Origin of the sequence: Azospirillum formosense (assembly GCF_040500525.1) — a bacterium.
Classification (GTDB): domain Bacteria; phylum Pseudomonadota; class Alphaproteobacteria; order Azospirillales; family Azospirillaceae; genus Azospirillum; species Azospirillum formosense_A.
In genome coordinates this window covers 224,593-251,227 of sequence record NZ_CP159403.1, presented here as the reverse complement: position 1 = coordinate 251,227, position 26,635 = coordinate 224,593, and the positions used below count along the sequence as shown (strand labels likewise).

The following is a 26,635-nucleotide window of genomic DNA, read 5'->3' as shown; positions in this document are numbered from 1 at the left end:
GCGCCAGCGCTGGCCCCGGTCACCCCACCCGCGCGCGCACCGCGGTCAGCAGGCTGCACAGCCCGCGGTCGTGGATGCCGATGGCCTCCAGATGAGCGACCGTGTTGGCGAGATAATCCAGGTTCGGACCGCGCTCGCCACGGCAGCAGGCGATGCGCTCGGCCATCGCGGTCTCGTCCATGCAGCCGCAATATTGCCGGTGGCGGCGGTCCACCACGAAGGTGCAGGCGGAGACCGGCGCCCCGCCGTCGCGCGGGCGCACCGGCAGCAGCTTGGGCCGGTAGACGCGGTTCAGCATCTCGCGGTCCCACAGGTAATCGAGGGTCTCCGGCACCCGCTCCGCCGCCACGCGGAAGACGATGCCCCGGCAGGAGCCGCCGCGGTCCAGCCCGAGCACCAGCCCCGGCCGCTCCGGCGTGCCGCGGTAGCGGTGGGAGGACACGCAGAAGCGGCGGTGATAGCCGCCCAGCACCGCCGGGTGGCGCTCCAGGAAGGGGAATTCCGGGTTCCACATCAGCGAGCCGTAGGCGAAGACCCAAAGGTCGGCGCCAGGCGTCACGGCGATGTCGGCGGACCAGGAAGAGGCGGAGGATGCCGGACGCTGCACCGGTTCGGTGACCGGAAGCTCGGCAACAGGCGATTGCGTATAGAGCAGCATGACCCTTAAGTAATGCAGCGTGCGCCGACTGGTGGCGACACGGTGAATGCTAGCACGGCCCCGGACCGCCCGCTATAAGGTGGGTGCCACAAAACGGAAATGCCACAGATGCGCGTTCGGAAGATCTTGGGCTTCGCCGTTCTCACCCTGGCCCTGCTGTCCGGCGCCTATTCGGTGTGGTGGTGGCAGGCCGCCGCGGCGGTGGAGCGCGGCGTGCTCGCCTGGATGGAGGAGCAGCGGGCGGCGGGCGCCGTGGTGGCCCATGGCGGGCTGAGCGTCGGCGGCTATCCCTTCACCATCCGCGCCGCGCTGGAGGCGCCGCACCTCGCCACCCGCGACGTGGAATGGCGGGGCGCCCGGCTGGTGGCGGAAGCGCCGCCGTGGAACCACACGCGCATCGCCCTGTCGCTGCCCGGCGAGCAGCGGGTGACGGTGGTGCAGGCGAACCAACCCCCCTTCACGCTCGTCGCCCGCGACGGCGGCCGGGGCCATGTCGCCCTTACCCTGACCGGCCAGCCGGTGGAGGCGCGGCTGGCCTTCACCAACCTCGTGGCGCAGCCCGACGCCCTGCCCGTTCCCATCGCCGCGCTGGACCTGACCGCCAGCCAACCGGCCGAGCCGCCGGCCAGCCACAGCGACACCGGCCTGTCGGTCACGCTGGAAGCGCGCGGCGCCACCCTGCCCGACGGCGCGCCGGACTCGCTTGGCCGCGAGGTTCAACGGCTCCTGCTGACCGCGCGCATCCTCGGCCAGCCGCCGAAGCCGGAGCCGGTCAGCCTGTCGGCCTGGAGCCGCGACGGCGGCACGCTCCAGCTCGACGGGCTGAATGTGGATTGGGGACCGCTGAAGCTGGCGATGAACGGCACGCTGGCGCTGGATGCCGCCTTGCAGCCGCAGGCTGCGCTGACCGCGGAGGTGCGCGGGTACCAGGCGGTGCTGGACGCGCTCCAGGGGATGTTCCGGCCCAAGGAGCTGGCGATGGCCCGCACCATGCTGGGCCTGCTGGCCCGCCCCACCGGGCCGAACGGCGAGCCGGTGCTGACCGCCCCGGTCACCGTGCAGAACCGCGGGCTGTTCCTGGGGCCGCTGAAGGTCGCGGCGCTGCCGGCGGTGGTCTGGTAGAGCAACCTCTTGCCCCCACCCCGGCCCTCCCCCGCTTCGCAGGAGAGGGAGAACCAAGTCCCCTCCCCTACGAAGCGGGGGAGGGTTAGGGAGGGGGCAACACGTCGCTGCAGAACACCCTCACGCCGCCTTCAGCATCCCCTGCATGTCCTCGTAGGAGGGCAGATGGTCCAGCTTGCCGACCGCGGACACCGCCATCGGGCCGGCGAAGACGCGGTTGGCCGCCGCCGCCACATTCTCCGGCGTCACGGCGTCGATGCGCTCGAAGATCTGCTCGATGGTCCGCACCTCGCCGGTGCGCAGCAGGGTGCGGGCGAAGCGGTCGGCGCGGCGCATGGTCGACTCCAGCGACTTGCCCACCGAGAAGCGCATCTGCTCCTTCGACCGCTCCAGTTCCACCGCGGTCACGCCGTCGCGGGCCTTGCGAAGCTCCTCGAAGAAGACCGGCACCAGCTCCGCCACCTCCTCCGGCCCGGTCCCGGCGTAGAAGCTCAGCGCGCCGCCGTCCGAGTATTGGATGGGCGCCGCGTAGACCGAATAGACCAGCCCGCGCTTCTCGCGGATCTCCTGGAACAGGCGCGAGGTCATGCCACCGCCCAGGATGTTGGCGAGATGGCGCAACGCGTAGCTCGCCGAATCCTCGGTGCCGACGCCGGGGAAGGCCGCCATGAAATGCACCTGCTCGGCGTCGCGCTTCAGCAGCGCCGCCCCGCCCTTGTTGACGACCGTCTCGTGGAACGGGTCGTCCTTGGCGGTCAGATGGCCGAACAGCGCCTCCGCCCGGCGCACCACGGTGCCGTGATCGACGTTGCCGGACACCACATAGACCATGCGGCGCGGGTCGTAATGGGACACATAGTCGAACAGATGCTCCCGCCCGAAGCCCGCGACGTTCTCCTTCGGGCCGAGGATCGGGCGGCCCAGCGCCTGCCCGTCGAAGGCGGTGCGGCGCAGCGCCTCGTAGACCACGTCCTCCGGCTCGTCGGCGTAGCGGCCGATCTCCTGGATGACCACGCCGCGCTCCTTCTCCACCTCCTCCTCCGGGAAGACGGAGTTGAGGACGATGTCGCCGATGATCTCGCAGGAGACGTCGACGTGCTTGGCCGCCATCTGCGTGTAATAGGCGGTGACGTCGTAGTCGGTGTAGGCGTTGAACTCGCCGCCGCGGTTCTCGATCTCCAGCGCGATGCCCAGCGCGTCACGGCTTTCCGTTCCCTTGAAGATCATGTGTTCCAGGAAATGGGCGATGCCGTTCACCGCGGGCCGTTCGTTGCGCGCCCCGACGCCGACCCAGACGCCGCTGGTCACCGTGCCGAGATGCGGCAGATGGTCCGTCAGCACGCGGAATCCGTTGGCGAGGGTGGTCAGTTGGATCGTCACACAGGGTCTCCTGGTAGGGCACGGGATCGCCCGGAACATCGGGGGCGTTGCATTGACGTGGGGCGCCGTCCACGCAGGAACAACGCCCCACGGTTTGGGGTCAAAGTCGGGGTTGCGGGCGCGCCGTCAACCGCGCGGCGGCGTCAGGGCGGCGCTGAGGGCGCGGCGGTTGCGATGGGCGCGCATCAGCAGCGGCGCCGGAACGTCGCCCGGCACCAGCAGGCGTCCGCCCGGCAGCAGCCGCACGCCGTGCCGTTCCAGTTCGTTCAACAGCTCCGCCATAGACCGGCGCATGGCTTCCTCCAGCGAGCAGATCTTCACTGCTCGCATCATGGCGGAGAAATTTCATAGGATCGATAAGGCTCATCCTATCTCAACGATAGGATGAGCCTATCCATCCCGCCGCTCAGTGCCGGCTTTTCAGGGAGGCCAGACGATCGGTCAGGGTGCTGGGCGCCGGCTTCGCCCCCGTGGCGGCATCCAGCGCCGCCTTGATGTTGGGATCGTCCTCCTCCGGCTTGGACGGCTTCAGCAGGCGGGCCTTGGCGCTGGACGCCTCCGCCTGGGCAAGGTCGCGGGCCGCCGCGTCCTGCATCGCCTTCAGCGCCGTGCCAAGGCTGGAGGTGGCGCCGCTCAGCCCCGCCGCCTGCCGGGCCGCCTCCGCCCGCTGCTCGGCCATGTCACGCTGCTGGGCGGCGCGGCCCATGTCCCGTTCGGCCCGCTCCAACGCGCTGCGGGCGGCCTTCAGCTTGCCGCCGGCCTCGGCGTAGGTCTTTTCCAGCATGGCCAGGAAATCGCGGGCGTCCGCGGCGTCCTGCTCCTCCCGGTCGATGTCCAGAGCCATCTGCTCCAGCATCCCCACCAGCGTCTCCAGGCTCTTTTCGAGCTGGGCCTTGCGGCCGGCGTCGGCCTCCGACTCCATCTGCCGCTGCAGATGCTCGGCGGCGGCCATGCGCTGGCGGGACAGCTGGAGGATGGCCTCGGCCTCCTTCTGCTCCTTCTCATAGGCGGCGCGCGCCTGCGCGACCTGGAGCCCGAGGCTGTCCAGATGCTCTTCCATCGTGCGCAGTTCGGCCTCCGTCGCGGCCTTCGGGTCCCAGCGGACCAGGGCTTCCACCGCGGACTGGACGGCCTGATCGGTCTTCACCCCGACGAGGTTGCGGATGAACGAGATCATGGTTGCGGTTCCTCTCTGTTTCGGCGGGTCCGTTTGGGTGGGGCTTCAGCCCGCCATGGCTCCGGCGTTCAGCAGCGCGACGGCGATCTGGAGACCGGCCAGCGCCGTGCCCGCCGCGACGTTGCCGGATTCGATCATCCTGCGCAGGTCGCGGAACAGCCAGATGGCGATCAGGAAGGTAATCAATTGCAGGACCAGCGCAACGGCTCCCCAGATCAGGATATCCACCAGGACGAGGCTGGTCGCCAGCGTCGCCGCCAGCGGGATCGCCAGCGCCACCATCGTGCCGCCCAGCACCACGCCGGCGGCCTGGTTGCCGCTCGCCAGCAGTTCGCGCTCGTGCAGCGGCGTGACCGCGACGTAGACGGCCACCCCGATCAGGAACAGGGCCAGGGTCGCTCCGAAATGCAGAAGCAGCAGCGGCAGGCCGGATTCGAGGCCCTGCAGGATTTGCGCGACGCTGGTGTCCATGGTGCCTTCCATAGGGGCTGACGGGATTGGGCAGGGAACTCAGGAGAGGGCGAGCGAGGCGGGGTTGACGTCGATGCCGGCGCGAACCTCCACCCACGCCTCGCCGCCGTCCTCCACCGCGGCGACCAGCACATACTCGGTGCGGGGCGCGGGGTCGGCGGCGCCGGTGGGGGCCGCGTAGAGCATGGCGGTCACGCGGCGGGTGCGGCTGCCGCGGTGGTCGGTCAGCGTCTCGTCGAAGGTGACGGGGGCGATGCGGGATGCGCCGGGCGACCACTGCCGCCCGTACAGCTTGCCGTCCTTGGTCTGGAACTGCGGATAGCCGATCATCCCGTCGCCGGGGTCCAGCCAGAAGCCCCACTCGTCGTTGTCGGTGGGGTGCACCTCGTCCAGCACGGAGAACCAGCGGCATTCGTCCGGCGCCCCCCCGGCCCCCAGGTGAAGCTGGTAGAAGCCGTTCCCGCCCGGAAGATGGAGCCGGTGCAGCGTCACGCCGCCGCCCGTCAGCGTGCCGACGGCCGCGACGCTGACCATCGTGCCGGCGCCCTCCGGCGCCGTGGCCTTGATCGCGCCGCCGCCCAGCAGGAAGGGCGTGGGATCGGGCGTCAGCGTCATGCCGACGCGGAACAGCAACGGTTCGTAGGACGCGCCGGTGGCCTTGGCCTTGATGATGCCGGCGGCGGTGTTGGCGGCGGTGCTCCAGGGCGAACGGGTCATGGCGGAACCTCCGGATCGGGAACCCGACGAGCGGCGGCGCAGGACGGTCACGGCCACCACCATCCCCCCGACGAGGACAATCAAAAGGATCAGGGTGCCCCAACCACCCCCGCCGCCCCCGGAGGACTCCCCCGGGGCGGCCGGCGTCTCCGGCGCGGCCTGCGCGACGTCGCGCGGGATGTCGGGGGGCAGGTAGCCGGGGTCGCGCGGCCGGTCCTCCTGCGCGCGCAGGCGGGTGTCGAGATCGTCCAGGCGCCGGCGCAGGTCGGGGTCGTCCTGCGCGCGCCGCTCCGCCTCCGCGCGCCATTCCGCGTAGCCGGGGTCGCCCTGGTGGTTGTGGAACCAGTCGGCGTAGCCGGGGCGCGACAGGTTATCGAGCAGGAACCACAAAAACAGCCCGTTCCACAGCCCGAAGCTGGGACGGCCGCCATAGGCCCAGCCCGGCGGGCGCCAGCCGCCGTACCAGCCGCCCGGCCCATAGCCGCCGGTGCGCCGCTGCCCCCAGCCCGAGCCGGAGCTTGAGCCCCAGCCGCCACCCCAACCGGACCCGGAAGCGGACCCGGACCCGGACCCGGAACGGGGCGGCGGGGCGGCGACCGGCGGGGTACGCTCCCGCTGTTGCTGCTGTTGCTGTTGGGCGCGGTAGCGGTCCAGCGCCTCGCCGCTCGAACGCCGGGACACCCCCACATCGCCGCCGCCGGACGGCGCCCCGCCGGGAAAGCCGACGGACGGTCCGCCCTGGGGACGGCTGTAGCCGCCGCTGCCGGTGGACGGCGCGCGCGAGGGCGCGGAGCGGGTGGAGAAGGACGGGGTGCGCACCGACGGGCGGCTGTATCCCCCGCTTGAGCTTCGGCCCCCGCCGGCCCGCGCCTCCGCCGCCTGCGGCCAAAGCAGCGCGGCGGTGGCCGCGGCCAGCCCGGCGGGCACCGCCGCGGGTGCGGCGGCGGGCAGCGGGTGGAGCGGCGCCAGCGCCAGAAGAACGCAGAGGAGCCGGGCGGCGATGCGGTTCCGAAGGGGCATGGGGCCAGAAGACATGGAACCAGAAGGTGGGGAGCCGGAGGGCATGAGGCCTGCGCGATGCCGTTGATGGCGGCCAGAACACCCTACATGCCCAATTGTTCACCATCAACCTCTTCGCCGGCCAACCTCTTCACGGCGGGTTAGACGCGGCGGGTCAGACATGGTGATGCGGTGGCCCGCGCAGAAACCCCGCCGGGGCGTTCATTGCAAAGACCATGAGGAATTCAGGAAATCGCCGCCCATCCACAGGGCCGACGGGAGCAAGTTGTAATACCACTTCTATGGCCGGCGCCTGAAAACGTGTCGCAGGCGGAGCGTTGACTTGACGACTCCCAAGGCCGCGACGTAAGACATCTCCGTTCCGCGGAAGTTCCTTCCGGAATGGTAGGACCAGTGGCGTGGCAAGACGCCGCAAGGGCAAAAAGCCGGGTCCGCGAGCGCGCCCCCGGGTCGGGGAATCGGACGACTGTTGAGCAACCTTGGATGAGAGGACCGCACCGTGCTTGAAGCTTACCGCCAGCATGTCGCTGAGCGTGCCGCGCTCGGAATTCCCCCGCTGCCGCTTTCGGCCAAGCAGACCGAGGAGCTGGTCGACCTTCTCCTGACCCCGCCGCAGGGCGAGGAAGCCTTCCTCGTCGATCTCATCACGCACCGCGTCCCGGCGGGCGTGGACGACGCCGCCAAGGTCAAGGCCGCCTTCCTGGCCTCGCTCGCCAAGGGCAACGAGACCTCGCCGCTGATCTCCAAGGTCAAGGCGACCGAACTGCTGGGCACGATGCTCGGCGGCTTCAACATCAAGCCGCTGATCGACCTGCTGGGCGACGCCGAGTGCGGCGAGGCCGCCGCCGCGGGTCTGAAGACCACGCTGCTGATGTTCGACTACTTCCACGACGTCAAGGAACTGGCCGACAAGGGCAACGCCAACGCCAAGGCGGTGATCCAGTCCTGGGCCGACGCCGAGTGGTTCACCTCGCGCCCCGAGGTCCCGGCCAGCCTGACGCTGACCATCTTCAAGGTGTCGGGCGAGACCAACACCGACGACCTGTCCCCGGCCCCGGACGCCTGGTCGCGCCCGGACATCCCGCTGCACGCCCTGGCCATGCTGAAGAACCCGCGCCCCGGCATCGTGCCGGAGGAAGCGGGCGTCCGCGGCCCGATCAAGCAGCTTGAGGATCTGAAGGCCAAGGGCAACCTCGTCGCCTATGTCGGCGACGTGGTCGGCACCGGCTCCTCGCGCAAGTCGGCCACCAACTCCGTGCTGTGGTGGACGGGCGAGGACATCCCCTACGTCCCGAACAAGCGCTTCGGCGGCGTCTGCCTGGGCTCCAAGATCGCCCCGATCTTCTACAACACGATGGAAGACGCCGGCGCCCTGCCGATTGAACTCGACGTCTCGCAGATGGAGACGGGCGACACGGTCGAGCTGCGCCCCTACGAGGGCAAGGCGCTGAAGAACGGCGCGGTGATCGCCGAGTTCACCGTCAAGTCCGACGTGATCTTCGACGAGGTGCGCGCCGGCGGCCGCATTCCGCTGATCATCGGCCGCGGCCTGACCGCCCGTGCCCGCGAGGCGCTGGGCCTCGCCCCGTCGACCCTGTTCCGCCTGCCGTCCTCCCCGGTCGACAGCGGCAAGGGCTTCACGCTCGCCCAGAAGATGGTCGGCCGCGCGGTCGGCCTGCCGGAAGGCCAGGGCGTGCGTCCGGGCACCTATTGCGAGCCGAAGATGACCACGGTCGGCTCGCAGGACACCACCGGCCCGATGACCCGCGACGAGCTGAAGGATCTGGCCTGCCTCGGCTTCTCCGCCGATCTGGTCATGCAGTCCTTCTGCCACACCGCCGCCTATCCGAAGCTGGTGGACGTCAAGACCCACCGCGAGCTGCCGACCTTCATCTCGACCCGCGGCGGCGTCGCGCTGCGTCCGGGCGACGGCGTGATCCATTCCTGGCTGAACCGCCTGCTGATGCCCGACACCGTCGGCACCGGCGGCGACAGCCACACCCGCTTCCCCATCGGCATCAGCTTCCCCGCCGGCTCGGGCCTCGTCGCCTTCGCCGCGGCCACCGGCGTCATGCCGCTGGACATGCCGGAGTCGGTTCTGGTCCGCTTCAAAGGCACGCTGCAGCCGGGCGTCACGCTGCGTGACCTCGTCAACGCGATCCCGCTCTACGCCATCCGCCAGGGCCTGCTGACGGTGGAGAAGAAGGGCAAGAAGAACATCTTCTCCGGCCGCATCCTGGAGATCGAGGGTCTGCCCGAGCTGAAGGTGGAGCAGGCGTTCGAGCTGTCCGACGCCTCGGCCGAGCGCTCCGCCGCCGCCTGCACCGTCCGGCTCAACAAGGAGCCGATCATCGAGTACATGCGCTCCAACATCACCCTGATGAAGTGGATGATCGCCAACGGGTACGAGGACGCCCGGACGCTCGGCCGCCGCATCAAGGCGATGGAGGACTGGATCGCCAACCCGTCGCTGCTGGAGCCGGACGCCGACGCCGAGTACGCCGCGGTGATCGAGATCGATCTGGCCGACATCAAGGAGCCGATCGTCGCCTGCCCGAACGATCCGGACGACGTGAAGCTGCTGTCGGAGGTTGCCGGCGATAAGATCGATGAGGTCTTCATCGGCTCCTGCATGACCAACATCGGCCACTTCCGAGCCGCCGGCAAGATCCTGGACGGGAAGACCGACATCCCGACCCGCCTGTGGATCGCCCCGCCGACCAAGATGGACGCCCAGATCCTGACCGAGGAAGGCTATTACGGCGTTCTCGGCAAGTCGGGTGCGCGCATGGAGATGCCCGGCTGTTCGCTGTGCATGGGCAACCAGGCGCAGATCCGCAAGGGCTCGACGGCCATCTCGACCTCGACCCGCAACTTCCCGAACCGCCTGGGCATCGACACCCGCGTCTATCTCGGCTCCGCCGAGCTGTCGGCCGTCGCCGCCCTGCTGGGCAAGCTGCCGACCCCGGCCGAGTATCTGGAGCAGGTGAGCGTCATCAACCAGAAGGCCGGCGACATCTACCGCTACATGAACTTCGACCAGATCAAGGAGTTCCAGGACGTGGCCGACACGGTCGCCGCCTGATCCACTCTTCCCCTCCCCCCGCCCAGCGGGGGGAGGCCGGGAGGGGGGCCAAGCACGAGAATTTTTGCGCTAATGAAAAGCCCCACCGGATCGCTCCGGCGGGGCTTTTCATCTTTGACATCGGCATTTGAACCGCAGAAACACAGAGAGCCTCAGGCCGAACGATCCGCGCCATGAGCACCAGCCTGCGCCAGATACGCGCGCGGTGACGCCCCCAGCGTCCGCTTGAACATCGTCGTGAAGGCCGCCGGGTTGTCGTAGCCGAGGTCCAGCGCCACCGTCGTCACCGGCACCCCGGCGACCAGCCGCGGCAGGGCGGACACCAGACAGGCCTGCTGGCGCCACTCCACGAAGCTCAGCCCCGTCTCGCGCCGGAACAGCCGGGTGAAGTTGCGGCGGCTCATGCCCAGCCCGTCGCTCCACGCCTCGATCGTCGCCTGGATCGTCGGCTCCTGCAGGAACCGCCGGCAGCGCTCCGCCAGGGCGGCGTGGGCGGGAAAGGGCAGCGACAGCGGTTCCACCGGAAGCCGCCGCATCTCGTGCAGAAGCAACGCCATCACCGCGCCGTCGTGGCTCTCCGGGTCGTAGTCCACCGGCACGTCGATCGCCCGCCCGATCAGGCTACGGAAGAAGGGAGACAGCGCCACCACCTCGCAGCGGCCCGGCATGGTGTCGGCCAACGCGGGGGCCAGATAAAGGCTCCGCGTCATGACCATCCCGATCATGCGGACCTCGTGCGGGACGCCCGGCGGAATCCACAGCCCGCAATGGGGCGGCATCACCCAGCGCCCCTGGGCGGTGGACAGCAGCAGCGTCCCCGTCGCCCCGGACAGCAATTGCCCGCGCCGGTGCGTGTGGGCGGCCAGCAAGGTGCCGTCCGCATGGTCCTGCCCCAGGGCGATCAGCGGGCTGGGCGAGTCCTCGACCGTGTCGATGCGCAGGTTCCGGACCATGGCCCAGTCTCGTAAGAAATCGGCCTGACCGCGGTGGCAGGCCGCCACGGCTCACCATAGTCTGATGCCATACACCAAGCAACGCGCAGCCCGCCCGCAGGCCAAGCGCCAAACCCGGCCAAGCGCCAAAAAAGGCTTCCTTTCGTGACCGACACCACCTTGTCCCGGCCCAAGGCCGGGGGGACGGCCCTGCCCGTCCTGGGGACGATCAGCGTGTGCCATCTGCTGAACGACCTGATCCAGTCCCTGCTGCCCGCGATCTACCCGATCCTGAAGGGCGGATTCGACCTCAGCTTCGCCCAGATCGGCCTGCTCACGCTGACCTACCAGATCACCGCCTCGCTGCTTCAGCCGATCATCGGGCTCGCCACCGACCGGCGGCCGGCGCCCTATTCCCTGACCATCGGCATGGGCGCGTCGCTGGTCGGGCTGGTCACGCTGGCCTTCGCGCCGAATTACGCGGCGCTGCTGGTCGGGGCGACCCTGCTGGGCTTCGGCTCCTCCGTCTTCCACCCCGAGGCGTCGCGGATCGCCCGTCTGGCCTCCGGCGGGGCGCACGGGCTGGCGCAGTCGCTGTTCCAGGTGGGCGGCAACGCCGGCTCGGCGCTGGGGCCGCTGCTGGCCGCCTACATCATCCTGCCGCGCGGGCAGGAGAGCCTGTCCTGGTTCGCCCTGGCCGCCCTGGGCGGCATGGCGCTGTTGACCGGCATCGGGCGCTGGTACGCGCGCAGCGACCACGCCCGCCCGGCCCGCCGCGGCGCCGCGGTCCGTCACCCCAGCCTGTCCCGCGGGCAGGTGAACCGGGCGCTGGCCGTGCTGATGGTGCTGATCCTGTCCAAGTACGTCTATCTGGCCAGCCTCACCAGCTATTACACCTTCTTCCTGATGGAGCGCTTCGCCCTGGAGCCGGACGCGGCGCAGCTCTGCCTGTTCGTCTTCCTGGCGGCGGTGGCGACGGGGACGATCATCGGCGGGCCGGTCGGCGACCGGATCGGGCGCAAGACGGTCATCTGGGTGTCCATCCTCGGCATCCTGCCCTTCACGCTGCTGCTGCCCCACGTCGGGCTGACGGCGACGATCGCGCTCAGCGCGGTGATCGGGCTGGCCCTGGCCTCGGCCTTCCCCGCCATCATCGTCTACGCGCAGGAGCTGATGCCGGGGCGCGTCGGCATGGTCTCCGGCCTGTTCTTCGGGCTGGCCTTCGGGATCGGTGGCATGGCCGCCGCCGGGCTCGGCGTCCTGGCCGACTGGAAGGGCATCGGCTTCGTCTTCCAGGCCTGCTCGGCCGTGCCCCTGCTCGGCCTGGCCGCCGCGCTGCTGCCCAACGTTTCCCCGCACAAGGGGCCCTGAACCACCCGCGCGCCGACGGGGCTCCGCCGGACGGGCCTTTACTCCACCATCCGGAAAAGGTCGTTTCGGCCTCGACAGGCCGGGCCGCCGTCGTTCAGACTGCCTCCCCAAATAGAATGACAACAACCAAAGGGAGGCAGGGATGGCGGCGGCTCCGTCCGGGATGGTGTTCGAGAATCCCATGAATGGCCAGCGGGAGGCGGTGACCAACCGCGAGATCCTCTGGGCCTTTCTGCTCGGCCCGGTCTATTTCGCGAAAAAGGCCGAGTGGCTGCACGCCGCGATTCACGCGGCGCTGATCCTGATCTCCATCCCGCTGTGGCCGGTCGGCGCCCTGATGACCCTGGGCGTCTGGGTCGGCTACGCCTGCGCGGCGCCGACGATCCTGGAATACCGGTACCAGAAGATGGGGTGGGAAAAGGTTGCTGCCTGACGGGGCCGTTCCGTTGATCCCCCCCGCCGTCCGCCGGGACCGGGGAAGGCCGTCCAACGCCGGGCTCAGCCGGCCGCGCCGAACTCCTCGGGAGCCAGCACCAGCACGCCGTCCTCGTCGGCGAAGACCCGATCGCCGGGGTTGATGCGGATGCCGGCCAGAGTCACCGGCAGGCCCGTCTGCCCTTCGCCGTTGCGGACGGTCTTGCGCGGAATCGCCGCCAGCGCCTTGATGCCCAGGTCCAGCGTGGCGAGCACCGCGGCGTCGCGGACGCAGCCGTGGATGACCACGCCTTCCCAGCCGTTCTTCACCGCGTCCTTGGCGATCAGGTCGCCCATCAGGGCGGCGCGCAGGCTGCCGCCGCCGTCCACCACCAGCACCTTGCCCCGCCCCGGCGTGCCCAGCGTCTCCTTGACGCGGGAGTTGTCCTCGAAGCACTTCACGGTCACCGCGGCGCCGCTGAATTTGCAACGCCCGCCGAAGTCGCGGAAGACGGGGTCGGCGACGCGGGCGGTCTTCTCGAACCGGTCGTAGAGGTCGCAGGTGCTGTCGAAATCGGTCATGCGCTTTCGCTCCCCTTCTTTGGCTTCGACGGCAGGATACCCCCAATGGCGGGATGGTCAATCCTCCGGGGCGGCGATGGCCCCCGTGCTGGTGCGCTCCAGGATGGCGCTGCGGCGGAAGCGGTAGAGTTCGGCGGGGCGCCCGCCAGTCTGGCTCTCATACCGGCCGGTCGGCTCCACCAGCCCGCCGGAGATCATCAGGCGCCGGAAATTCTGCTTGTGCAGCCGTTCGCCGGACAGCGCCTCGACCACCTGCTGAAGCTGGTGCAGGGTGAAGGTCGGGGGCAGCAGTTCGAACACGATGGGTCGGTATTTCAGCTTGCCGCGCAACCGCTCCAGCGCCGTCGCCAGGACGCGGCGCCCGTCGCGCGCCATCGGACGGCCCAGCGCGCGCGGCATCTCCAGCCGCACCGTGCGCTCCTCCACCCCCGCCCGACGGGCGAGGTCGTGGTCGCGGAACGCCTCCACCACCAGCCCGGCCTCGTAGAGCAGCTCGTAGCGCTCCAGCACCCGTTCGGAATCCCACTCCCCACCGTCCAAGGCGAAGGCCATGCGGGCGCGCTCGCCCCGGCGGGCGCGGGCGGGCTCGTCCGGCGCCGCGGCGACCCAGCGGGCCAGGGCCGGGCGGATCACCGAATCGAGCAGCGCCGGCGGCGAATCGCGCCAATCCTCCCAGGGAAAGAACTCGTAGAGGCCGCGCCACTCCGCCCCGTCGATGCGCAGCGGCGCCTCGCGCAGCAGCGCGAGGTAGCCGACCACCAGCGAGCGCGGGCCGCCGAACAGCTCGTGCGGATCGCGGTAGCGGTCACCGAAGCTGTAGAGCTGCTCCACATAGCGCAGGGTCAGCCCGGCCGCGTCCTCCGCCACCGCGCGCAGGCCGTCCTGAAGCGTGCGGAAGCGCTCGGGATCGAAGGGCGCGCCCGGCAGCGCGTCGCGGTGGGGCGGCGGCTCGTCGCCGCGGCGGTGCGATTCGGGGATCTCGAAGCCGCTGCGCACGGTCACCACGCGCGGCTCGGCGCCGTTCGCGGACACGCCCACCGATACGATGGCCGCCGTCAGGCCGATCTGTGTTTCCAAGCCGTTCCGTGTTTCCAGACCGATCCGTGTTTCCCCTGCCACGCGCCACCCCGTTGCCAAACCGTCGGCAGCAGGATAAGCGGCCCGCCGCGGCAAATCACCGGTCTTTCCGCCGGGCACCCCCGTGAAATCTCGCCGCAAGGCGGCCCGGCATGACACTTTTGTGACTCCCCACGGGCGCCGGGGATGTTACACCAGCCGCGACGCTGAGGCTCGCGCGCGTCCGTGCGGGTCCCCAGCACTGCAGGCCGGCGTAAGTTGGAGAACCACGCATGCTGAATTTGTTCCGGGCCCTGATGCCGCGCGAAGAACGGTTTTTCGACCTGTTCGCCGACCATGCCCGGACCGTCGCCACGGGCGCCGAAGCGCTGCGGGCGATGATGGCCAGCGGCCAGGACCTGGAGGAGCGGTTCCAGACCATCCGCCGGGTCGAGAGCGAGGCCGACGCCATCGAGAAGGAGATCCAGCTCGCCGTCCACCGCACCTTCATCGTGCCCTTCGACCGTTCGGACATCCAGGAACTCGGCAAGCGGATGGACGACGTTCTCAACCTCATCGAGGAGACCGCGCGTCACCTCGTGGAGGCGGGCTTCACCGACTACACGCCGGAAATGCACGCCCAGGCCGACGCCATCGTGCGCTGCACCGCCCGGCTGAGCGCGGGCATCCCCCTGCTCCGCGACATCCCCAAGCACGTCGAGCAACTCCACGCGATGACCGCCGAGGTCTCGCGGATCGAGAGCGAAGGCGACCGGCTCCTGCGCGAGGCCAAGCACCGGCTGCGCGACGAGAGCGGCGGGCTCGACGCCCCCATCACCCATCGCCACGCCCTTCAACGCGAGATCATCGAGCTGCTGGAACGCGTGCTCGATGCCTGCGAGGACGTGGCCGACACCATCGACGGCATCATCGTCGAACAGGTCTGATCCCATGGAAGCCGCTTCCCTCGCCCTGCCCATCCTCATCGGGCTGATCGGCGTCGCCCTCCTCTTCGATTTCCTCAACGGGCTGCACGACGCGGCCAACTCCATCGCGACGGTCGTCTCCACCCGCGTCCTGACGCCGCGGACCGCCGTCGCGATGGCCGCCTTCTTCAACTTCATCGCCTTCCTGTTCTTCGGGCTGCATGTGGCGACCACCATCGGCACCGGCATCGTCGGGGCGGGGTGGTCGACCCGCACGTCATCTTCGGCGCGCTGATGGGCGCCATCGTCTGGAACGTCTTCACCTGGTGGCTGGGCATTCCCTCCAGCTCCTCCCACGCGCTGATCGGCGGCCTCGTCGGGGCCGGCGTGGCGAAGGCCGGGCTGGACGCCGTGGTGGTGTCCGGTCTGGCCAAGACCGCCGCGGCCATCGTGGTCTCGCCGGTGGTCGGCTTCCTGCTGGCCAGCGTGATGATCGTGGCGGTGTCCTGGATGTTCCGGCGCACCACGCCCTTCGCGGTCGACCGGCTGTTCCGCCACATCCAGATCGGCTCCGCCGCGCTCTACAGCCTGGGGCACGGCGGCAACGACGCGCAGAAGACCATGGGCATCATCGCCGTCCTGCTCTATTCGCAGGGCCTGTTGGGGGAGACCTTCCACGTGCCCTTCTGGGTGGTCATCACCTGCCAGGCCGCGATGGGGCTGGGGACGCTGTTCGGCGGCTGGCGCATCGTCAAGACGATGGGCTCCAAGCTGACCGACCTGAAGCCGGTCCAGGGCTCCTGCGCGGAGACCGGCGGGGCCATCACCCTGTTCGTCGCGACGTGGCTCGGCGTGCCGGTCAGCACCACCCACACCATCACGGGCGCCATCATCGGCGTCGGCGCCGCCCGCCGCACCAGCGCCGTGCGCTGGGGGCTGGCGCAGGGCATCGTCATGGCCTGGGTCATCACCCTGCCGGCGACCGCCATCGTCGGCGCGATCTTCTACGAGCTGTCGCTGGCCCTGTGGTGACACCGGCGGGCCGGACCCGGCACGGCGGGCCGAAGGGCCCGCCACCGGCCTGCCTCGCGACCGACTCTGGAAAGACCAACTCTGGAAACGCGAAAAGGGCGGCCCGCAAGGCCGCCCTTTTTCGTACCGTCGCGCTGTGATCTGGAGCGGGCGAAGGGATTCGAACCCTCGACCCCAACCTTGGCAAGGTTGTGCTCTACCCCTGAGCTACGCCCGCGCCGCTCCAGCGGAGGAGCGCCCGTATACGCCCCGGAGGCGACCAAGGCAAGCCTATTTTTTCACGCGACACCATTCCTTGCGGTGGAAACGCCTCGACACGGCCGGAATGCAGGGTGGGACGGGCCGCCGCTTGCGGATTGCATAAGAAAGCATACCAACATATGTTACGCTGCCTCGTTCAGAACAAAAATGCCAATCCGTTGTTTTGAATGTCTGCGCATTTGAATTTCTTTCCTCTAACATGCCGATGACGCTCCGCAGGGGGGCTTCGATGGCCGGAACGGACATGGACTTGGGCGGACCGCAACCGATGCCCATGGCGGCGCCTCGGGAGGCGTCCTGCGGCCCCATGCCCGCAGCCGGCGCCGCCCGCCCGGCCGAAGCGCCGGATGGCGGGGCGGCCCGGCGCAACAGCGCGGAACGCAAGGTCGTCACCGTCCTGTTCGCCGACATCGTCGAATCCTCGAGCATGGTGTCGGGCCGCGACCCGGAAGAGGCCGACCAGACCCTTCTCACCATCCTGCAGGTCCTGACCGACGCGGTGGAGCGCTACGGCGGCACGGTGGCCCAGGTGCTGGGCGACGGCATCATGGCGGTGTTCGGCGCCCCCTCGGCGCTGGAGGACCACGCGTTGCGCGCCTGCCTCGCCGCGCAGGACATCGCCCGCTCGGCCATCGATTCGGACGAGTTCAAGATGCGGATCGGCATCAGCTCGGGCGAGGTGGTGGCCCAGATCATCGAGACGGGCGTGTGGACCGACTACCGCACGGTGGGCGAGACCGTGCATGTCGCGGCCAAGCTGCAGCAGCGGGCGCACCCCAACAGCGTGCTGCTGAGCCGCGAGACGCTGGATCTCGTGCCCACGGGCCTGACCGTCCGCCCGGCGGGCACGCTGCGCCTCTCCGCCGCGGCGGAGCCGGTGACCGCCTTCGCGCTGGAGGCGGCGCGGGCGATGCGGCGCACGGCGATGGACCTGCTGTCCGCCGAAGGCACCCTGTTCGTCGGGCGCCAGCCGGAGCTGGCGGTGCTGACCGGCGCGCTGCGACAGGCCGAACAGGGCCGCGGCGCCTGCGCGATCCTGATCGGGGAGGCCGGCATCGGCAAATCCCGGCTGACCGGAGAGCTGATGCGCAGCCCGGAGGCGGCGGCCTTCACCACAACCATCTGGCCGCAGTTCCCGATTCGCCGCCTGGGCGACCCCGACGACCTGGAGGCGGCGGCCCGCTGCCTTGCCCTCTCGGTCTGCGGAGCGGCGGACGGCCCGGCGGAAGGCATGCTGAAGGAGGGCTCGGCGGTGGCGCGCCTGACCGCCGCCGCCGCGCGCAACGGCGGCGAGTTGGCCGGCGAGGCGATGCGGGAGCTGCTCGGCCAGCCCTCCGTCCATCCGCTGTGGCAGGGGCTCGATCCCGCCCAGAAAGCCGATTTCAGCGTCGAGGGGCTGGTCGCGGCGATCCGCGAGCTGTCCATGGAGCGCCCGCTGCTGATCCTCGTCGAGGACGCGCACTGGACGCGCGGGCTGACCAACCGGTTGCTGGATGCCCTGGCCGAAGGGACGGAGGACGCCCGGGTCTTCGTCCTGGTCACTTCGCGGCCCGACGCGCCCGGCGGCTGGTCCGCGCCGGACTCCGTCCGCGCCATCACGCTCGAACCGCTGGAGCCGCTGCAGGCCGACGAGTTCCTCGACCATTGGCTCGGCCACAGCCCGTCGCTGGCCGACCTGAAGGCGCGCGTGGCGACGCAGAGCCAGGGCGTGCCGCTCTATCTGGAGGAATCGCTGCGCACGCTGGAGACCACCGGGGTCATCGTCGGCAGTCCGGGACGCTACCGGCTGGGCAAGACCGACGCCCGGATGGTCCTGCCGGCCACGGTGCACGGCTTGCTGGCCTCGCGGATCGACGCTCTCGAACCCGACCCGCGGCGGGTCCTGATGCACGCCGCGGTGATCGGCACCTCGGTCGATCTGGGCCTGCTGCGCGCGGTGTCCCCCATTCCCGCCGCCGACCTCCCGGCGGCCCTCGCCCGGCTGGAGCAGAGCGGCTTCTTCGCGCGCTCCCGCCTGCTGCCGAACCTGGAACTGACCTTCCGTCACGCGCTGGTCCAGGAGGTCGCCTACGCCACCCTGACCAAGCGGGAACGCCAGCCGCTGCACGGGCGGGTCCTGCACGCCTTGCGGCGGCGATCCGACCGCAACCTGCCGAACCGGGCGGAGCTGATCGCCCATCACGCCTTCTACGCCGAGGATTGGCCGCTCGCCTGCGCCTACGGCCGCCGGGCCGGGCGCCGCGCGGAAATGCGCTGCAAGCATTTCGACGCCGGACGCTTCTACGAGCAGGCGCTGAAGGCGCTGGACCATCTGCCGGACACCCGTCGCAACACCCAGCGGCGGATCGACCTGTGGATCAACATTCCCCTCGTCCTGCTGCCGCAGGGGCGCCAGCTGGCCGGCGACCCGCTGGAGGAGGCGCGGGACATGGCGCTGGGCATCGGCGACCGCATCCGCTACGCCCGCGCGACCTCGCTCAAGGCGTCCTTCCAATGGGTCTACGGCGTGCTCGACGGGGCCATCGCGCTCAGCCGCAGCGCGCTCGAGCATCTGGGCAACCGGGGGACGATGGAGCTGCGCATCCAGGGGCTGATGCGTCTGGGTGGCATGCTGGTGGACAAGGGTTATTTCCCGGAGGCCCAGGAGAAGCTGGAGCAGGCGCGCAGTTTGGCGTTGGCTCACGCTCCCCGCGCGCGGTTCGGCCTGACCGCGGTGGCGGTCGCGATCACCGCCGCCTACCAGGGCCGCTGCCTCGCCGAGCTGGGGCGCGACGACGAGGCCGTCCGGGTGATGCTCCACGCGCTCGACATCGCGGAGGAGGTCGGGCACGCCTTCTCCGTGTCGTCGGTGAAGGTCCATCTGGCGCTGGTCCACATCATCGGCGAGCGCTTCGCCGAAGCGCTGCCGCTGTTGAAGGACGCCATCACAATCACCGAGGCGACGCGCCTGCACATCTTCCAGCCGATCACGCTGGGCGCGCTGGGCTACGCCATCGCCCGCACCGGCGGTGCCGCGGAGGGCGCGCGGCTGCTCAACGCCAGCCTGGAGCAGGCGCACATCCTGAATCACTCGCTGCCCAGGCCGCGCATTCTGAACTGGATGTCCGATCTCGCCCTGGAAACGGCGCAGCACGAGACCGCGATCGGCTGCGCCGCCCAGGCGCTGGGCATCGCGACGGACGCCGGCCAGCTGTCCGAGCAGGGCTGGTCGCACTTCGCCCTGGCCCAGGCCTTCACCGCCGTCGGCCAGCATCGCGAGGCCATGGAGCATCTGGCGGCTGCCGAGACGATGAGCCGCCAGCTGTCCATGTTGCCGCTCGCCGACCGCTGCCGGGCCTTCCGCCGCTGCCTCGCGGCGTCCAGCCCGGTGACGTGAGGCAGCTTGACGTGAGGCAGCTTGACCCGATCCGGTAACGCCCCGGCGGAGCGTCAGGCCACGAGCGTGGTGGTGCCTGCGGCGGTGCTGCGGAAATGGTTCAGCACATAGACCCGGACGCTGGTGGCGAAGGGAATGCCCTCCGTCCGGCTGTCGTGGATGTCGGCGCACAGCGCCTCAAGCGACTTGCCCTGGGACTTGGCGATGTCCTTCAGCCCGTCCCAGATCGTCGCCTCCAGCCGCAGGCTGGCGCGGCGCCCCCGATCGTCAGCGAGCGCGTCACCACGGCGGGCGGCGCCGCGAGCGAGCTGAGGTCGGCCATCTCGTCGAGGCTGCGGGGAATGCGGCGGTCCAACTTCATCGGTACGCTCCTGTCTCGGCTGGCCGCTTCTCGGCCTGGCGAATTTTTCCCGGGTCGCCGGAATTTTTCCGGGACTGAACATGCGTGTGTGCGCGTGTAGGCGATTTTTACCCAGGCAAGGGGCGTCCGGCATGTGAAGTTCTTCACAGTCCGGACGGGTCATCGCGGCCAAGGTTTCGACATACCGCAGTATTCCGCGGTTCCTCGAAACCCCACGCCCAGGAGCTGTTCCCATGACCGCCATCATCGACCAGACCGCCCTCATCCGTGGTGCCGACGGCCGTCTCTTCGCCGTGACCGCCCAGGGCGTGACCGAGGTTGCCGAGCCGGCCGCCGCGCTGACCGCCACCGCCCGCATCGGCGACCGCCGCGCCTTCAACAGCGACGACCACGAGGCCGCCCGCCACGCGATCACCCCGGGCCTCTGACCGGCGGGCAAACCGCCTGGGCCCGTCCGTCGGGCCTGTTCTTCGGGCCGTGGCGGCCGGTGGTTATCCTGACCGGCCTGCCACGGTCCCCGCCCGGCCCTCCTGCTTCGCCGGCGTTCCTTCCGCTTCACCACGGGCATCCCGTGGCGGCGCACCCTGGCGGAGATCCACCCCCATGCCCCTCGATTTCGTCCGCGGCATCGCCCGGGACCCGGCCATGTCCGACCAGCCGCTGAAGGTCCACACCACCGGAACCCACCGGATCGCCACGCCGGAGCAGACTCTGGCCCGCGCCGCCCCCTTCCTTCCCGTCATGGGCATCACGCGGGTGGCGAACGTCACGGGGCTGGACCGCGTCGGCATCCCGGTCGTCATGGTGACCCGGCCGAACGCGCGCTCCGTCTCCGTCGCCCAGGGCAAGGGCGTGACTCTGGCCGCCGCCAAGGCGTCGGGCGTCATGGAGTCGATCGAGAGCTACCACGCCGAACGCATCACCCTGCCCCTGAAATACGCCAGCTACGACGAGTTGCGCTGGACCCACCGGGTGGTTGACGTGGCCCGCCTGCCGCGGCTGTCGACCAGCGCCTTCACCCCCCACACCCCGATGCTGTGGATCGAGGGCGACGATCTGCTGGGCGGCGGGCGGACGTGGGTGCCCTTCGAGACGGTCCATCTGAACTTCACGCTGCCGATGCCGCCGGGGTCCGGCTGCTTCCTCGCCGGGTCGAACGGGCTGGCCTCGGGCAACAGCCTCGCCGAGGCGACCGCGCACGCCATGACCGAACTGGTCGAGCGCGACGCCGCCACCCTGTGGCGCCTCGCCTCTCCGGAGGCCCAGGCCGCCACCCGGATCGATCCGGCCAGCGTCGCCGATCCGGTCTGCCGCTCGCTGCTCGACCGCTTCGACGACGCGGGGGTCGCGGTCGGCCTGTGGGACATCACCAGCGACATCGGCCTGCCGGCCATCCTCTGCCGCATCGCGACGCGGGAGGACGCGCCGCAGCACAGCGTCCGCCCCGCCATGGGCATGGGCTGCCACGCCGCGCCGGAGATCGCGCTGTCCCGCGCCCTGACCGAGGCGGCGCAGAGCCGGCTGACCTTCATCGCCGGGGCCCGCGACGACATGCCCCGCTCCGAATACGAACGCCACCTCGACCCGGCGCAGCACGCGCGCTGGACGGCGCTGATCACCGAGGGCGTCGGGTGCCGCGACTTCGCCGCGATCCCCAGCCTCGCCGGCCCCACCGTCGAGGAGGATCTGGCCTGCCAGCTCGACCGGCTGCGCGCCGCCGGCATCGAGGAGGCGGTGGCGGTGGACCTGACCAAGCCGGAGTTCGGCATCGCCGTGGTCCGTCTGGTCATTCCCGGCCTGGAGGGGCTGGACTCCTCGCCGGACTACGCGATGGGCGCAAGGGCGCGCGCCGTGGCCGGCGTCTGAAGCCGGCCGGACAATACAAAGTGCAATGAGAGCGAAGGCGGAGACCCCCATGCAGACGTCGGACGGCCTTTACGTCTTCCTCGGCCCCACCCTGCCCCGCGCCGAGGCCGCCCGGCGCCTCGACGCCACCTATCTGCCGCCGGTCGCCCAGGGCGACATCATCCGGCTGTGCGCGCGCAAGCCGCGGGCCATCGGCATCGTCGACGGCTACTTCGAGAACATCCCGTCCGTCTGGCACAAGGAGATCCTGCACGCCATCCAGCAGGGCGTGGCGGTGTTCGGAGCGTCGAGCATGGGCGCCCTGCGCGCCGCGGAACTGCACCCCTTCGGGATGATCGGTGTCGGCGCCGTCTTCGAAGCCTTCCGGGACGGGCGGCTGGAGGACGACGACGAGGTGGCGGTGATCCACGGCCCGGCGGAACTCGGCTATCCCAGCCTGTCCGAAGCGATGGTCAACATCCGCCGCACGCTGGCGGACGCGGCGCAGGAGGGCATCGTTCCCACCGCCACGGCGCGGCGGCTGGAGGCCATCGCCAAGGCCCTGCCCTACCGCGAACGCGGCTATGGCCGGGTGTTCCGCCTCGCCGCCGCCGAGGGCCTGCCGGAGGAGGAACTCGCCGACCTGCGCCACTGGCTGCCCAACGGGCGGTGCGACCAGAAGCGCGAGGACGCGCTCGACCTGCTCCGAACCATGCGCCGCTGGGCGTCGGACGGCGGGCGGGCGCCCGAGGCGCGCTTCCATTTCGAGCACACCGCGCTGTGGGACCGCGCCCTGCGCGACGGCGCGCACGACCGGATGGGGAATCCGCTGGACTGATCGTCCGCCGGGTGCCATCAACGGTCCGACGGCACTCAACCGGGACCGCGAACGCCATGGCCTTACTGAAGGACGTCGCCGGCATCCTGCGGCGCAACCGAATGTTTGGCATCCTCGACGACGACCGGATGCAGGAGCTGGTCGCGCTCGGCCGGGTCTCGCGGTTCCACGAAAACCAGACCGTGTTCAGCAAGGGCGATCCCGGCGATTGCCTGTACGCCATCATGAAGGGGCAGATCGCCGTCTCGACCTCGTCGGAGGACGGCAAGACGATGCTGCTCAACATCCTGAACCCCGGCGACGTGCTGGGGGAAATCGCGTTGATCGACGGCAAGGACCGCACCGCCGGAGCCACCGCGCTGCGCCCGGCGGAGCTGTTCCGCATCGACCGCCCGGAATTCATCGCCTTCCTGGAACGGCATCCTTCCCTGTGCATCCGCATGATGGGTGTGCTGTGCGAACGGTTGCGCTGGGTGTCGGAAAACATCGAGGATGCGGTTTTCCACGACGTGCCGCGCCGGCTGGCCCGGCGCATCCTGTTGCTGGCGGACACCTATGGGCAGAAGACGCCCGCCGGGCTGCGCATCAACCAGCCGGTGTCCCAGGAGGCGCTGGCGTCGATGCTGGGTGTCACACGCGAGATGGTGAACAAAAGCCTGCGTGCATTGCGCAGCGCCGGAGCGATTACCTATAACAAAGGTTTTATCATCATCACCAATCTATACATGCTTAAGGACATGGCAGGAGAGTCGGGCGACGTGCCATAAGGCCACCGCGCACATCCGCCGAGTTTTATCGTCGCAAATTTTTTCAATCACGCTATATTGGCTGAACGACATGAAACACGGCTGACAGTCAAGGAATACAGGGCTATGTCGGGTCAGGATTCACAGGCGTCCAACGCGCCATCGCCGCTGAACGCCATCCCTCTGGTGGCACGCACCGTCAAGCTGTTCGGCAACCCGACGCAGCTTCGGCTGGAGCCGTCCTACTGGGAAGCGCTGGACGACATCTGCCACCGGGAAGACCTGACCGTGGACGAGCTGTGCAGCGATCTCAAGGACCGCCTGGATTCGCAGTCCCGCCGGTCGCGCGGCAACGCCGTGTCGCTGGCCAACGCGGTCCGCGTGTTCATCGTCGGCTACTACCGCAAGGCGGCGACCGAGAAAGGTCACGACCGGGCCGGCCATGGCCGCGGCGACCCCTTCGTCAGCACGCCCTTCGACCTGCCTCCGGCCCAGCCCGCCAAGGAAGGCTGATTGTCAGGCGGTGTTCCCGCTGAACGGCGCATGTCCCGAGAACAGGACGGCGGCCACCGCTCTCCTGTGAGGAAATGTCGCGACCGGTGACGGTGCTCAACGTCCGGCTTGCGCCGCGACGGGATTTGGTGTGTTGATCGGTCCAGCGGCGTGCGCGGTCGTCCGACCGGGCCATCCGTGGGCCGCCCCTCCCGTCCACCGCGGAGCCGACCGTTATGAGCGGGACCCAGCCGTCCGCCATCCGACCGATGCTTGCCCGATGGCTCGGGGACCGTTCCTTCCTGTCCGGCCTGGCCGCCCTGCTGATCCTCACCGCGGTTCTGGCGGCGCTGGTCCGTCACAACTACCTGCTGTTCCATCTCTGCGCCGAGCTGTTCGCCGTGGCCATCTCCATGACGATCTTCACGATCGCCTGGAACACGCGCGATACGAACCAGTCGCCGTTCCTTGCCTTCGTCGGCCTGTCCATGCCGGGCATCGCGTTGCTGGACCTGCTCCACGCCATCGCCTTTCCCGGCATGAACGTCATCGGCGAGGCCGGCGCCAACCAGTCCACCCAGCTCTGGATCGCCGCCCGCGCCCTCCAGGCCGCGGTTTTCCTGGCCGCCCCGCTGTTGACCGAAACGCGGCTGCGCGCCGGCGACGTGCTGCTGATCCAGGCCACCGTCGTCGCCTGCAGCCTGCTGTCGATCTTCACCTTCGGCATCATGCCGGACGCCTTCGTTCCCGGCGTCGGCCTGACGCCCTTCAAGATCGGAGCCGAATACGCGTTCAGCGCCGCGGCGGTCGTCGCCTGCCTGCTGCTGTGCGGCCGGCGACGGCAGTTCGAGCCCCGGGTGTTCGGCCTGACCTTCGCCGGCATCGCGCTGCTGGCCCCGCAGGAGCTGATCTTCACGCTCTACGACCGTCCGCACGGGGTGGTGAACGCGCTGGGGCATTTCATCAAGATCCTGTCCTTCTACCTCCTTTACCGGGCGATCATCGTCACCGCGCTGCGCAATCCCTACGACCTCGCCTTCTACCGGATGCGCCGCAGCGAGGAGGCCCTGCGCGACCATCTGAGCGGCCTGGAGGCGCTGATCGCCACCCGCACCGCCGAACTGCGCGAGAGCGAGGCGCGCTGGCGGGCGCTTCTGGAATGCTCCAACGACTGGTTCTGGGAAACCGACGAGCGCGGGCGCTTCACCGCCCTGTCGCCGCGCGCCCAGGAGTCCACCGGGCGGGGCGGGGCGGAGCTTCTCGGTTTCACCCACGCCGATCTCCTGGACCGCAACCGTCCGGAGGAGGATTTCCCCATCCTGATCGAGGCGCTGCACCGGCGGGAGCCCTTCCGCCGCCTCTCCTTCCCGCTCGCCTCGCCGGGAGGGGCGGCGCGCTGGGTGATGGTCAGCGGCACGCCGCGCTATGACGGCAACGGCACCTTTCTCGGCTACCGCGGCACGACCAGCGACATCAGCGCGCGGCGCCAGTCGGCGGAAGCGGCGCGGCAGAAGCAGACCATGGCGGCGCTCGGCAGCCTCGTCGGCGGCCTCGCCCACGAGATCAACAACCTGCTGCAGCCGGTCATCAGCCTGTCCGATCTGGCCCGCGCCCGCGCCGGCGAGGATCGCAAGCTCCAGGCCTACCTGAACGCCGTCCACGACAGCGGGGTGAAAGCCCGCACGATCATGCGCGACGTCCTCCAGTTCGCCCGCGTCGAGGTGGCGGACTCGCCGCCGGGCAACCTCGAGGACGCCGTTCATTCGGCCCTGGAGCTTGCCGCCCCGTCGATGCCGCCCTCCATCGGGACGCGCACGCGTCTTGAGCCCGGCCTGGACGCGGTGACGATCACCGCGACCGAACTGACCCAGGTCCTCCTCAACCTGATTCAGAACGCCCGCGATGCCATGCCGCAGGGCGGCACCCTGACCATCGACGCCCGTTCCCTGACCATCAAGGAACGGGACACGCCCCTCCGCCAACTCGGCGAAGGCCGGTATGTGCGGCTGACCGTGACCGACACCGGCACGGGGATGGACGAGGGGACACGCCAGCGTGTGTTCGACCCCTTCTTCACCACCAAACCGGTCGGGAAAGGGACGGGGCTTGGGCTTTCGGTGGTATATGGTATCGTGCGGAACGGGGGCGGCGACGTCTGGGTCGAGAGCACCCTCGGACGCGGAACGTCCTTCATCATCGACCTGCCCACCGCCCCGCCCGGCGGACCGGGCCAAACGACACATGGGATGCTGGTTCATGGCGAAGGTGCTGGTCGTTGAGGATTCGGCCGCCGTGCGGCTGGCGGTCACCGAAGTGATCGAACAGGCGGGCCATGAGGTCGTGGAGGCGGAAAACGGCCGCGTCGCCATCGCCCTGCTCGACGGCGGCGCGCTCTTCGACCTGATCGTCACCGACGTGCTGATGCCGGAGGCCGACGGGGTGGAGGTCATCAAGGCCGCGCGCACCCGCAACCCCGGCGCGCAGGTGCTCGCCATGTCGGGCGGGGCGCCGAACCTTCCCGCCGGCTACGCCCTGAAGATGGCCGAGATGTTCGCGGCGGACGCGGTGCTCTACAAGCCCTTCCTCAATGAGGAACTGCGCAAGGCGGTGGCCCGCCTGCTGTCCGCGGCACCGCACTCCGAGCCCGGCTGACGGCCGCCGACCAACGGCAAGCCATCGAGCGGCGGGCCAAAAGGACGGCGGGCCTGCATTATCCCGCTGTGTCTTCCGGCACACAATGTGTCCGGGAGGCATCATGACGGCCACCGGCCCT

At 69.9% G+C, this 26,635-nt stretch carries 23 protein-coding genes, 1 tRNA gene and 1 pseudogene; 14 read left to right on the top strand and 11 right to left on the bottom strand.

Translation table 11 applies throughout. The features are described from left to right. Positions 1–19: 19 nt before the first annotated feature. A complete protein-coding gene (locus ABVN73_RS14265) occupies positions 20–658 on the bottom strand; it encodes a gamma-glutamylcyclotransferase (RefSeq protein ID WP_353860321.1) in 639 nt (212 codons plus the stop codon). Between the two features lie 108 nt (positions 659–766). Between ABVN73_RS14265 and ABVN73_RS14260 the strand changes: the two genes are divergently transcribed. Further along, complete coding sequence (locus tag ABVN73_RS14260; protein WP_353860320.1) at positions 767–1,780, top strand: DUF2125 domain-containing protein; 1,014 nt, start codon at positions 767–769, stop codon at positions 1,778–1,780. A 120-nt stretch (positions 1,781–1,900) separates the two neighbouring features. Here ABVN73_RS14260 and ABVN73_RS14255 read toward each other — a convergent pair whose 3' ends face one another. The 5 genes from ABVN73_RS14255 to ABVN73_RS14235 all read right to left on the bottom strand — a co-directional run bounded on the left by ABVN73_RS14255 (position 1,901) and on the right by ABVN73_RS14235 (position 6,545). Then, positions 1,901–3,160: a pitrilysin family protein gene (locus ABVN73_RS14255; protein ID WP_353860319.1), complete on the bottom strand. Its 1,260-nt coding sequence runs from the start codon at positions 3,158–3,160 to the stop codon at positions 1,901–1,903. A gap of 126 nt (positions 3,161–3,286) precedes the next feature. Continuing rightward, positions 3,287–3,493: a hypothetical protein gene (locus tag ABVN73_RS14250; protein ID WP_353860318.1), complete on the bottom strand. Its 207-nt coding sequence runs from the start codon at positions 3,491–3,493 to the stop codon at positions 3,287–3,289. Positions 3,494–3,566: 73 nt separating this feature from the next. Continuing rightward, a complete protein-coding gene (locus tag ABVN73_RS14245) occupies positions 3,567–4,337 on the bottom strand; it encodes a hypothetical protein (protein WP_353860317.1) in 771 nt (256 codons plus the stop codon). Between the two features lie 45 nt (positions 4,338–4,382). Beyond that, positions 4,383–4,808 carry a DUF350 domain-containing protein gene (locus ABVN73_RS14240; RefSeq protein WP_353860316.1) on the bottom strand — a complete coding sequence of 142 codons (426 nt, stop codon included), beginning with the start codon at positions 4,806–4,808 and terminating at the stop codon, positions 4,383–4,385. A gap of 39 nt (positions 4,809–4,847) precedes the next feature. Beyond that, on the bottom strand, positions 4,848–6,545 hold the full coding sequence (locus tag ABVN73_RS14235; RefSeq protein ID WP_353860315.1) for a DUF2491 family protein: 1,698 nt from the start codon (positions 6,543–6,545) through the stop codon (positions 4,848–4,850). A 499-nt stretch (positions 6,546–7,044) separates the two neighbouring features. On the opposite strand from ABVN73_RS14235, the gene acnB reads away from it, so the two are divergent. Then, entirely contained in the window at positions 7,045–9,630 is a 2,586-nt protein-coding gene (gene acnB, locus ABVN73_RS14230; RefSeq protein WP_353860314.1) for a bifunctional aconitate hydratase 2/2-methylisocitrate dehydratase, read from the top strand. Positions 9,631–9,782: 152 nt separating this feature from the next. Here the strand turns inward: acnB and ABVN73_RS14225 are convergent, their stop codons facing one another. After that, complete coding sequence (locus ABVN73_RS14225; protein WP_353860313.1) at positions 9,783–10,583, bottom strand: helix-turn-helix transcriptional regulator; 801 nt, start codon at positions 10,581–10,583, stop codon at positions 9,783–9,785. A 144-nt stretch (positions 10,584–10,727) separates the two neighbouring features. On the opposite strand from ABVN73_RS14225, the gene ABVN73_RS14220 reads away from it, so the two are divergent. Beyond that, entirely contained in the window at positions 10,728–11,933 is a 1,206-nt protein-coding gene (locus tag ABVN73_RS14220) for an MFS transporter (protein WP_353860312.1), read from the top strand. A 142-nt stretch (positions 11,934–12,075) separates the two neighbouring features. Beyond that, entirely contained in the window at positions 12,076–12,366 is a 291-nt protein-coding gene (locus tag ABVN73_RS14215; RefSeq protein WP_353860311.1) for a hypothetical protein, read from the top strand. Between the two features lie 65 nt (positions 12,367–12,431). Here ABVN73_RS14215 and rraA read toward each other — a convergent pair whose 3' ends face one another. Then, positions 12,432–12,929 (bottom strand): ribonuclease E activity regulator RraA, encoded by a 498-nt coding sequence (gene rraA / locus ABVN73_RS14210; protein WP_353860310.1) that lies wholly within the window; start codon positions 12,927–12,929, stop codon positions 12,432–12,434. A gap of 57 nt (positions 12,930–12,986) precedes the next feature. After that, positions 12,987–14,006 carry a hypothetical protein gene (locus tag ABVN73_RS14205; protein ID WP_353860309.1) on the bottom strand — a complete coding sequence of 340 codons (1,020 nt, stop codon included), beginning with the start codon at positions 14,004–14,006 and terminating at the stop codon, positions 12,987–12,989. A gap of 272 nt (positions 14,007–14,278) precedes the next feature. On the opposite strand from ABVN73_RS14205, the gene ABVN73_RS14200 reads away from it, so the two are divergent. Together ABVN73_RS14200 and ABVN73_RS14195 are read left to right on the top strand one after the other, a co-directional pair. Next, positions 14,279–14,932: a DUF47 family protein gene (locus ABVN73_RS14200; protein ID WP_353860308.1), complete on the top strand. Its 654-nt coding sequence runs from the start codon at positions 14,279–14,281 to the stop codon at positions 14,930–14,932. A gap of 4 nt (positions 14,933–14,936) precedes the next feature. After that, a pseudogene (locus tag ABVN73_RS14195) lies at positions 14,937–15,943 on the top strand (inorganic phosphate transporter). Between the two features lie 142 nt (positions 15,944–16,085). On the opposite strand, the gene ABVN73_RS14190 reads toward ABVN73_RS14195, so the two are convergent. Continuing rightward, positions 16,086–16,160: transfer RNA gene (locus ABVN73_RS14190), tRNA-Gly, on the bottom strand. 351 nt (positions 16,161–16,511) lie between these two features. On the opposite strand from ABVN73_RS14190, the gene ABVN73_RS14185 reads away from it, so the two are divergent. Continuing rightward, positions 16,512–19,580, top strand: coding sequence for an adenylate/guanylate cyclase domain-containing protein (locus tag ABVN73_RS14185; RefSeq protein ID WP_353860307.1), 3,069 nt, complete (start codon positions 16,512–16,514; stop codon positions 19,578–19,580). 53 nt (positions 19,581–19,633) lie between these two features. Here ABVN73_RS14185 and ABVN73_RS14180 read toward each other — a convergent pair whose 3' ends face one another. After that, a complete protein-coding gene (locus ABVN73_RS14180) occupies positions 19,634–20,074 on the bottom strand; it encodes a ribbon-helix-helix domain-containing protein (RefSeq protein WP_353860306.1) in 441 nt (146 codons plus the stop codon). Between the two features lie 100 nt (positions 20,075–20,174). Between ABVN73_RS14180 and ABVN73_RS14175 the strand changes: the two genes are divergently transcribed. From ABVN73_RS14175 to ABVN73_RS14145, 7 genes are all read left to right on the top strand, one after another. Next, positions 20,175–20,369 carry a hypothetical protein gene (locus ABVN73_RS14175; protein ID WP_353860305.1) on the top strand — a complete coding sequence of 65 codons (195 nt, stop codon included), beginning with the start codon at positions 20,175–20,177 and terminating at the stop codon, positions 20,367–20,369. 175 nt (positions 20,370–20,544) lie between these two features. Beyond that, positions 20,545–21,807: a YcaO-like family protein gene (locus tag ABVN73_RS14170; protein ID WP_353860304.1), complete on the top strand. Its 1,263-nt coding sequence runs from the start codon at positions 20,545–20,547 to the stop codon at positions 21,805–21,807. 49 nt (positions 21,808–21,856) lie between these two features. Continuing rightward, the gene (locus ABVN73_RS14165; protein WP_353860303.1) at positions 21,857–22,624 is read left to right on the top strand and encodes a TfuA-like protein; all 768 of its coding nucleotides are present in this window, start codon (positions 21,857–21,859) and stop codon (positions 22,622–22,624) included. Positions 22,625–22,680: 56 nt separating this feature from the next. After that, entirely contained in the window at positions 22,681–23,391 is a 711-nt protein-coding gene (locus tag ABVN73_RS14160) for a Crp/Fnr family transcriptional regulator (RefSeq protein WP_353860302.1), read from the top strand. Between the two features lie 105 nt (positions 23,392–23,496). Continuing rightward, the gene (locus ABVN73_RS14155; protein ID WP_137141779.1) at positions 23,497–23,883 is read left to right on the top strand and encodes a ribbon-helix-helix domain-containing protein; all 387 of its coding nucleotides are present in this window, start codon (positions 23,497–23,499) and stop codon (positions 23,881–23,883) included. 215 nt (positions 23,884–24,098) lie between these two features. After that, positions 24,099–26,141 (top strand): MASE3 domain-containing protein, encoded by a 2,043-nt coding sequence (locus tag ABVN73_RS14150; RefSeq protein ID WP_353860301.1) that lies wholly within the window; start codon positions 24,099–24,101, stop codon positions 26,139–26,141. Beyond that, positions 26,119–26,514 (top strand): response regulator, encoded by a 396-nt coding sequence (locus tag ABVN73_RS14145; RefSeq protein ID WP_353860300.1) that lies wholly within the window; start codon positions 26,119–26,121, stop codon positions 26,512–26,514. The genes ABVN73_RS14150 and ABVN73_RS14145 overlap by 23 nt, the downstream gene beginning before the upstream one ends. The last annotated feature ends 121 nt before the right edge of the window (positions 26,515–26,635 follow it).

What these genes read in the sequence shown, in the direction of transcription:
- ABVN73_RS14245 (WP_353860317.1), bottom strand. Translation starts at nt 4,337, where the DNA reads ATGATCTCGTTCATCCGCAACCTCGTCGGGGTGAAGACCGATCAGGCC.
- ABVN73_RS14185 (WP_353860307.1), top strand. Translation starts at nt 16,512, where the DNA reads ATGCCCGCAGCCGGCGCCGCCCGCCCGGCCGAAGCGCCGGATGGCGGG.
- ABVN73_RS14215 (WP_353860311.1), top strand. Translation starts at nt 12,076, where the DNA reads ATGGCGGCGGCTCCGTCCGGGATGGTGTTCGAGAATCCCATGAATGGC.
- ABVN73_RS14250 (WP_353860318.1), bottom strand. Translation starts at nt 3,493, where the DNA reads ATGATGCGAGCAGTGAAGATCTGCTCGCTGGAGGAAGCCATGCGCCGG.
- ABVN73_RS14240 (WP_353860316.1), bottom strand. Translation starts at nt 4,808, where the DNA reads ATGGACACCAGCGTCGCGCAAATCCTGCAGGGCCTCGAATCCGGCCTG.
- ABVN73_RS14180 (WP_353860306.1), bottom strand. Translation starts at nt 20,074, where the DNA reads ATGCCGGACGCCCCTTGCCTGGGTAAAAATCGCCTACACGCGCACACA.
- ABVN73_RS14175 (WP_353860305.1), top strand. Translation starts at nt 20,175, where the DNA reads ATGACCGCCATCATCGACCAGACCGCCCTCATCCGTGGTGCCGACGGC.
- ABVN73_RS14145 (WP_353860300.1), top strand. Translation starts at nt 26,119, where the DNA reads ATGGCGAAGGTGCTGGTCGTTGAGGATTCGGCCGCCGTGCGGCTGGCG.
- ABVN73_RS14200 (WP_353860308.1), top strand. Translation starts at nt 14,279, where the DNA reads ATGCTGAATTTGTTCCGGGCCCTGATGCCGCGCGAAGAACGGTTTTTC.
- ABVN73_RS14155 (WP_137141779.1), top strand. Translation starts at nt 23,497, where the DNA reads ATGTCGGGTCAGGATTCACAGGCGTCCAACGCGCCATCGCCGCTGAAC.
- ABVN73_RS14160 (WP_353860302.1), top strand. Translation starts at nt 22,681, where the DNA reads ATGGCCTTACTGAAGGACGTCGCCGGCATCCTGCGGCGCAACCGAATG.
- ABVN73_RS14165 (WP_353860303.1), top strand. Translation starts at nt 21,857, where the DNA reads ATGCAGACGTCGGACGGCCTTTACGTCTTCCTCGGCCCCACCCTGCCC.
- ABVN73_RS14235 (WP_353860315.1), bottom strand. Translation starts at nt 6,545, where the DNA reads ATGCCCCTTCGGAACCGCATCGCCGCCCGGCTCCTCTGCGTTCTTCTG.
- ABVN73_RS14170 (WP_353860304.1), top strand. Translation starts at nt 20,545, where the DNA reads ATGCCCCTCGATTTCGTCCGCGGCATCGCCCGGGACCCGGCCATGTCC.
- ABVN73_RS14260 (WP_353860320.1), top strand. Translation starts at nt 767, where the DNA reads ATGCGCGTTCGGAAGATCTTGGGCTTCGCCGTTCTCACCCTGGCCCTG.
- rraA (WP_353860310.1), bottom strand. Translation starts at nt 12,929, where the DNA reads ATGACCGATTTCGACAGCACCTGCGACCTCTACGACCGGTTCGAGAAG.
- ABVN73_RS14265 (WP_353860321.1), bottom strand. Translation starts at nt 658, where the DNA reads ATGCTGCTCTATACGCAATCGCCTGTTGCCGAGCTTCCGGTCACCGAA.
- ABVN73_RS14225 (WP_353860313.1), bottom strand. Translation starts at nt 10,583, where the DNA reads ATGGTCCGGAACCTGCGCATCGACACGGTCGAGGACTCGCCCAGCCCG.
- ABVN73_RS14150 (WP_353860301.1), top strand. Translation starts at nt 24,099, where the DNA reads ATGAGCGGGACCCAGCCGTCCGCCATCCGACCGATGCTTGCCCGATGG.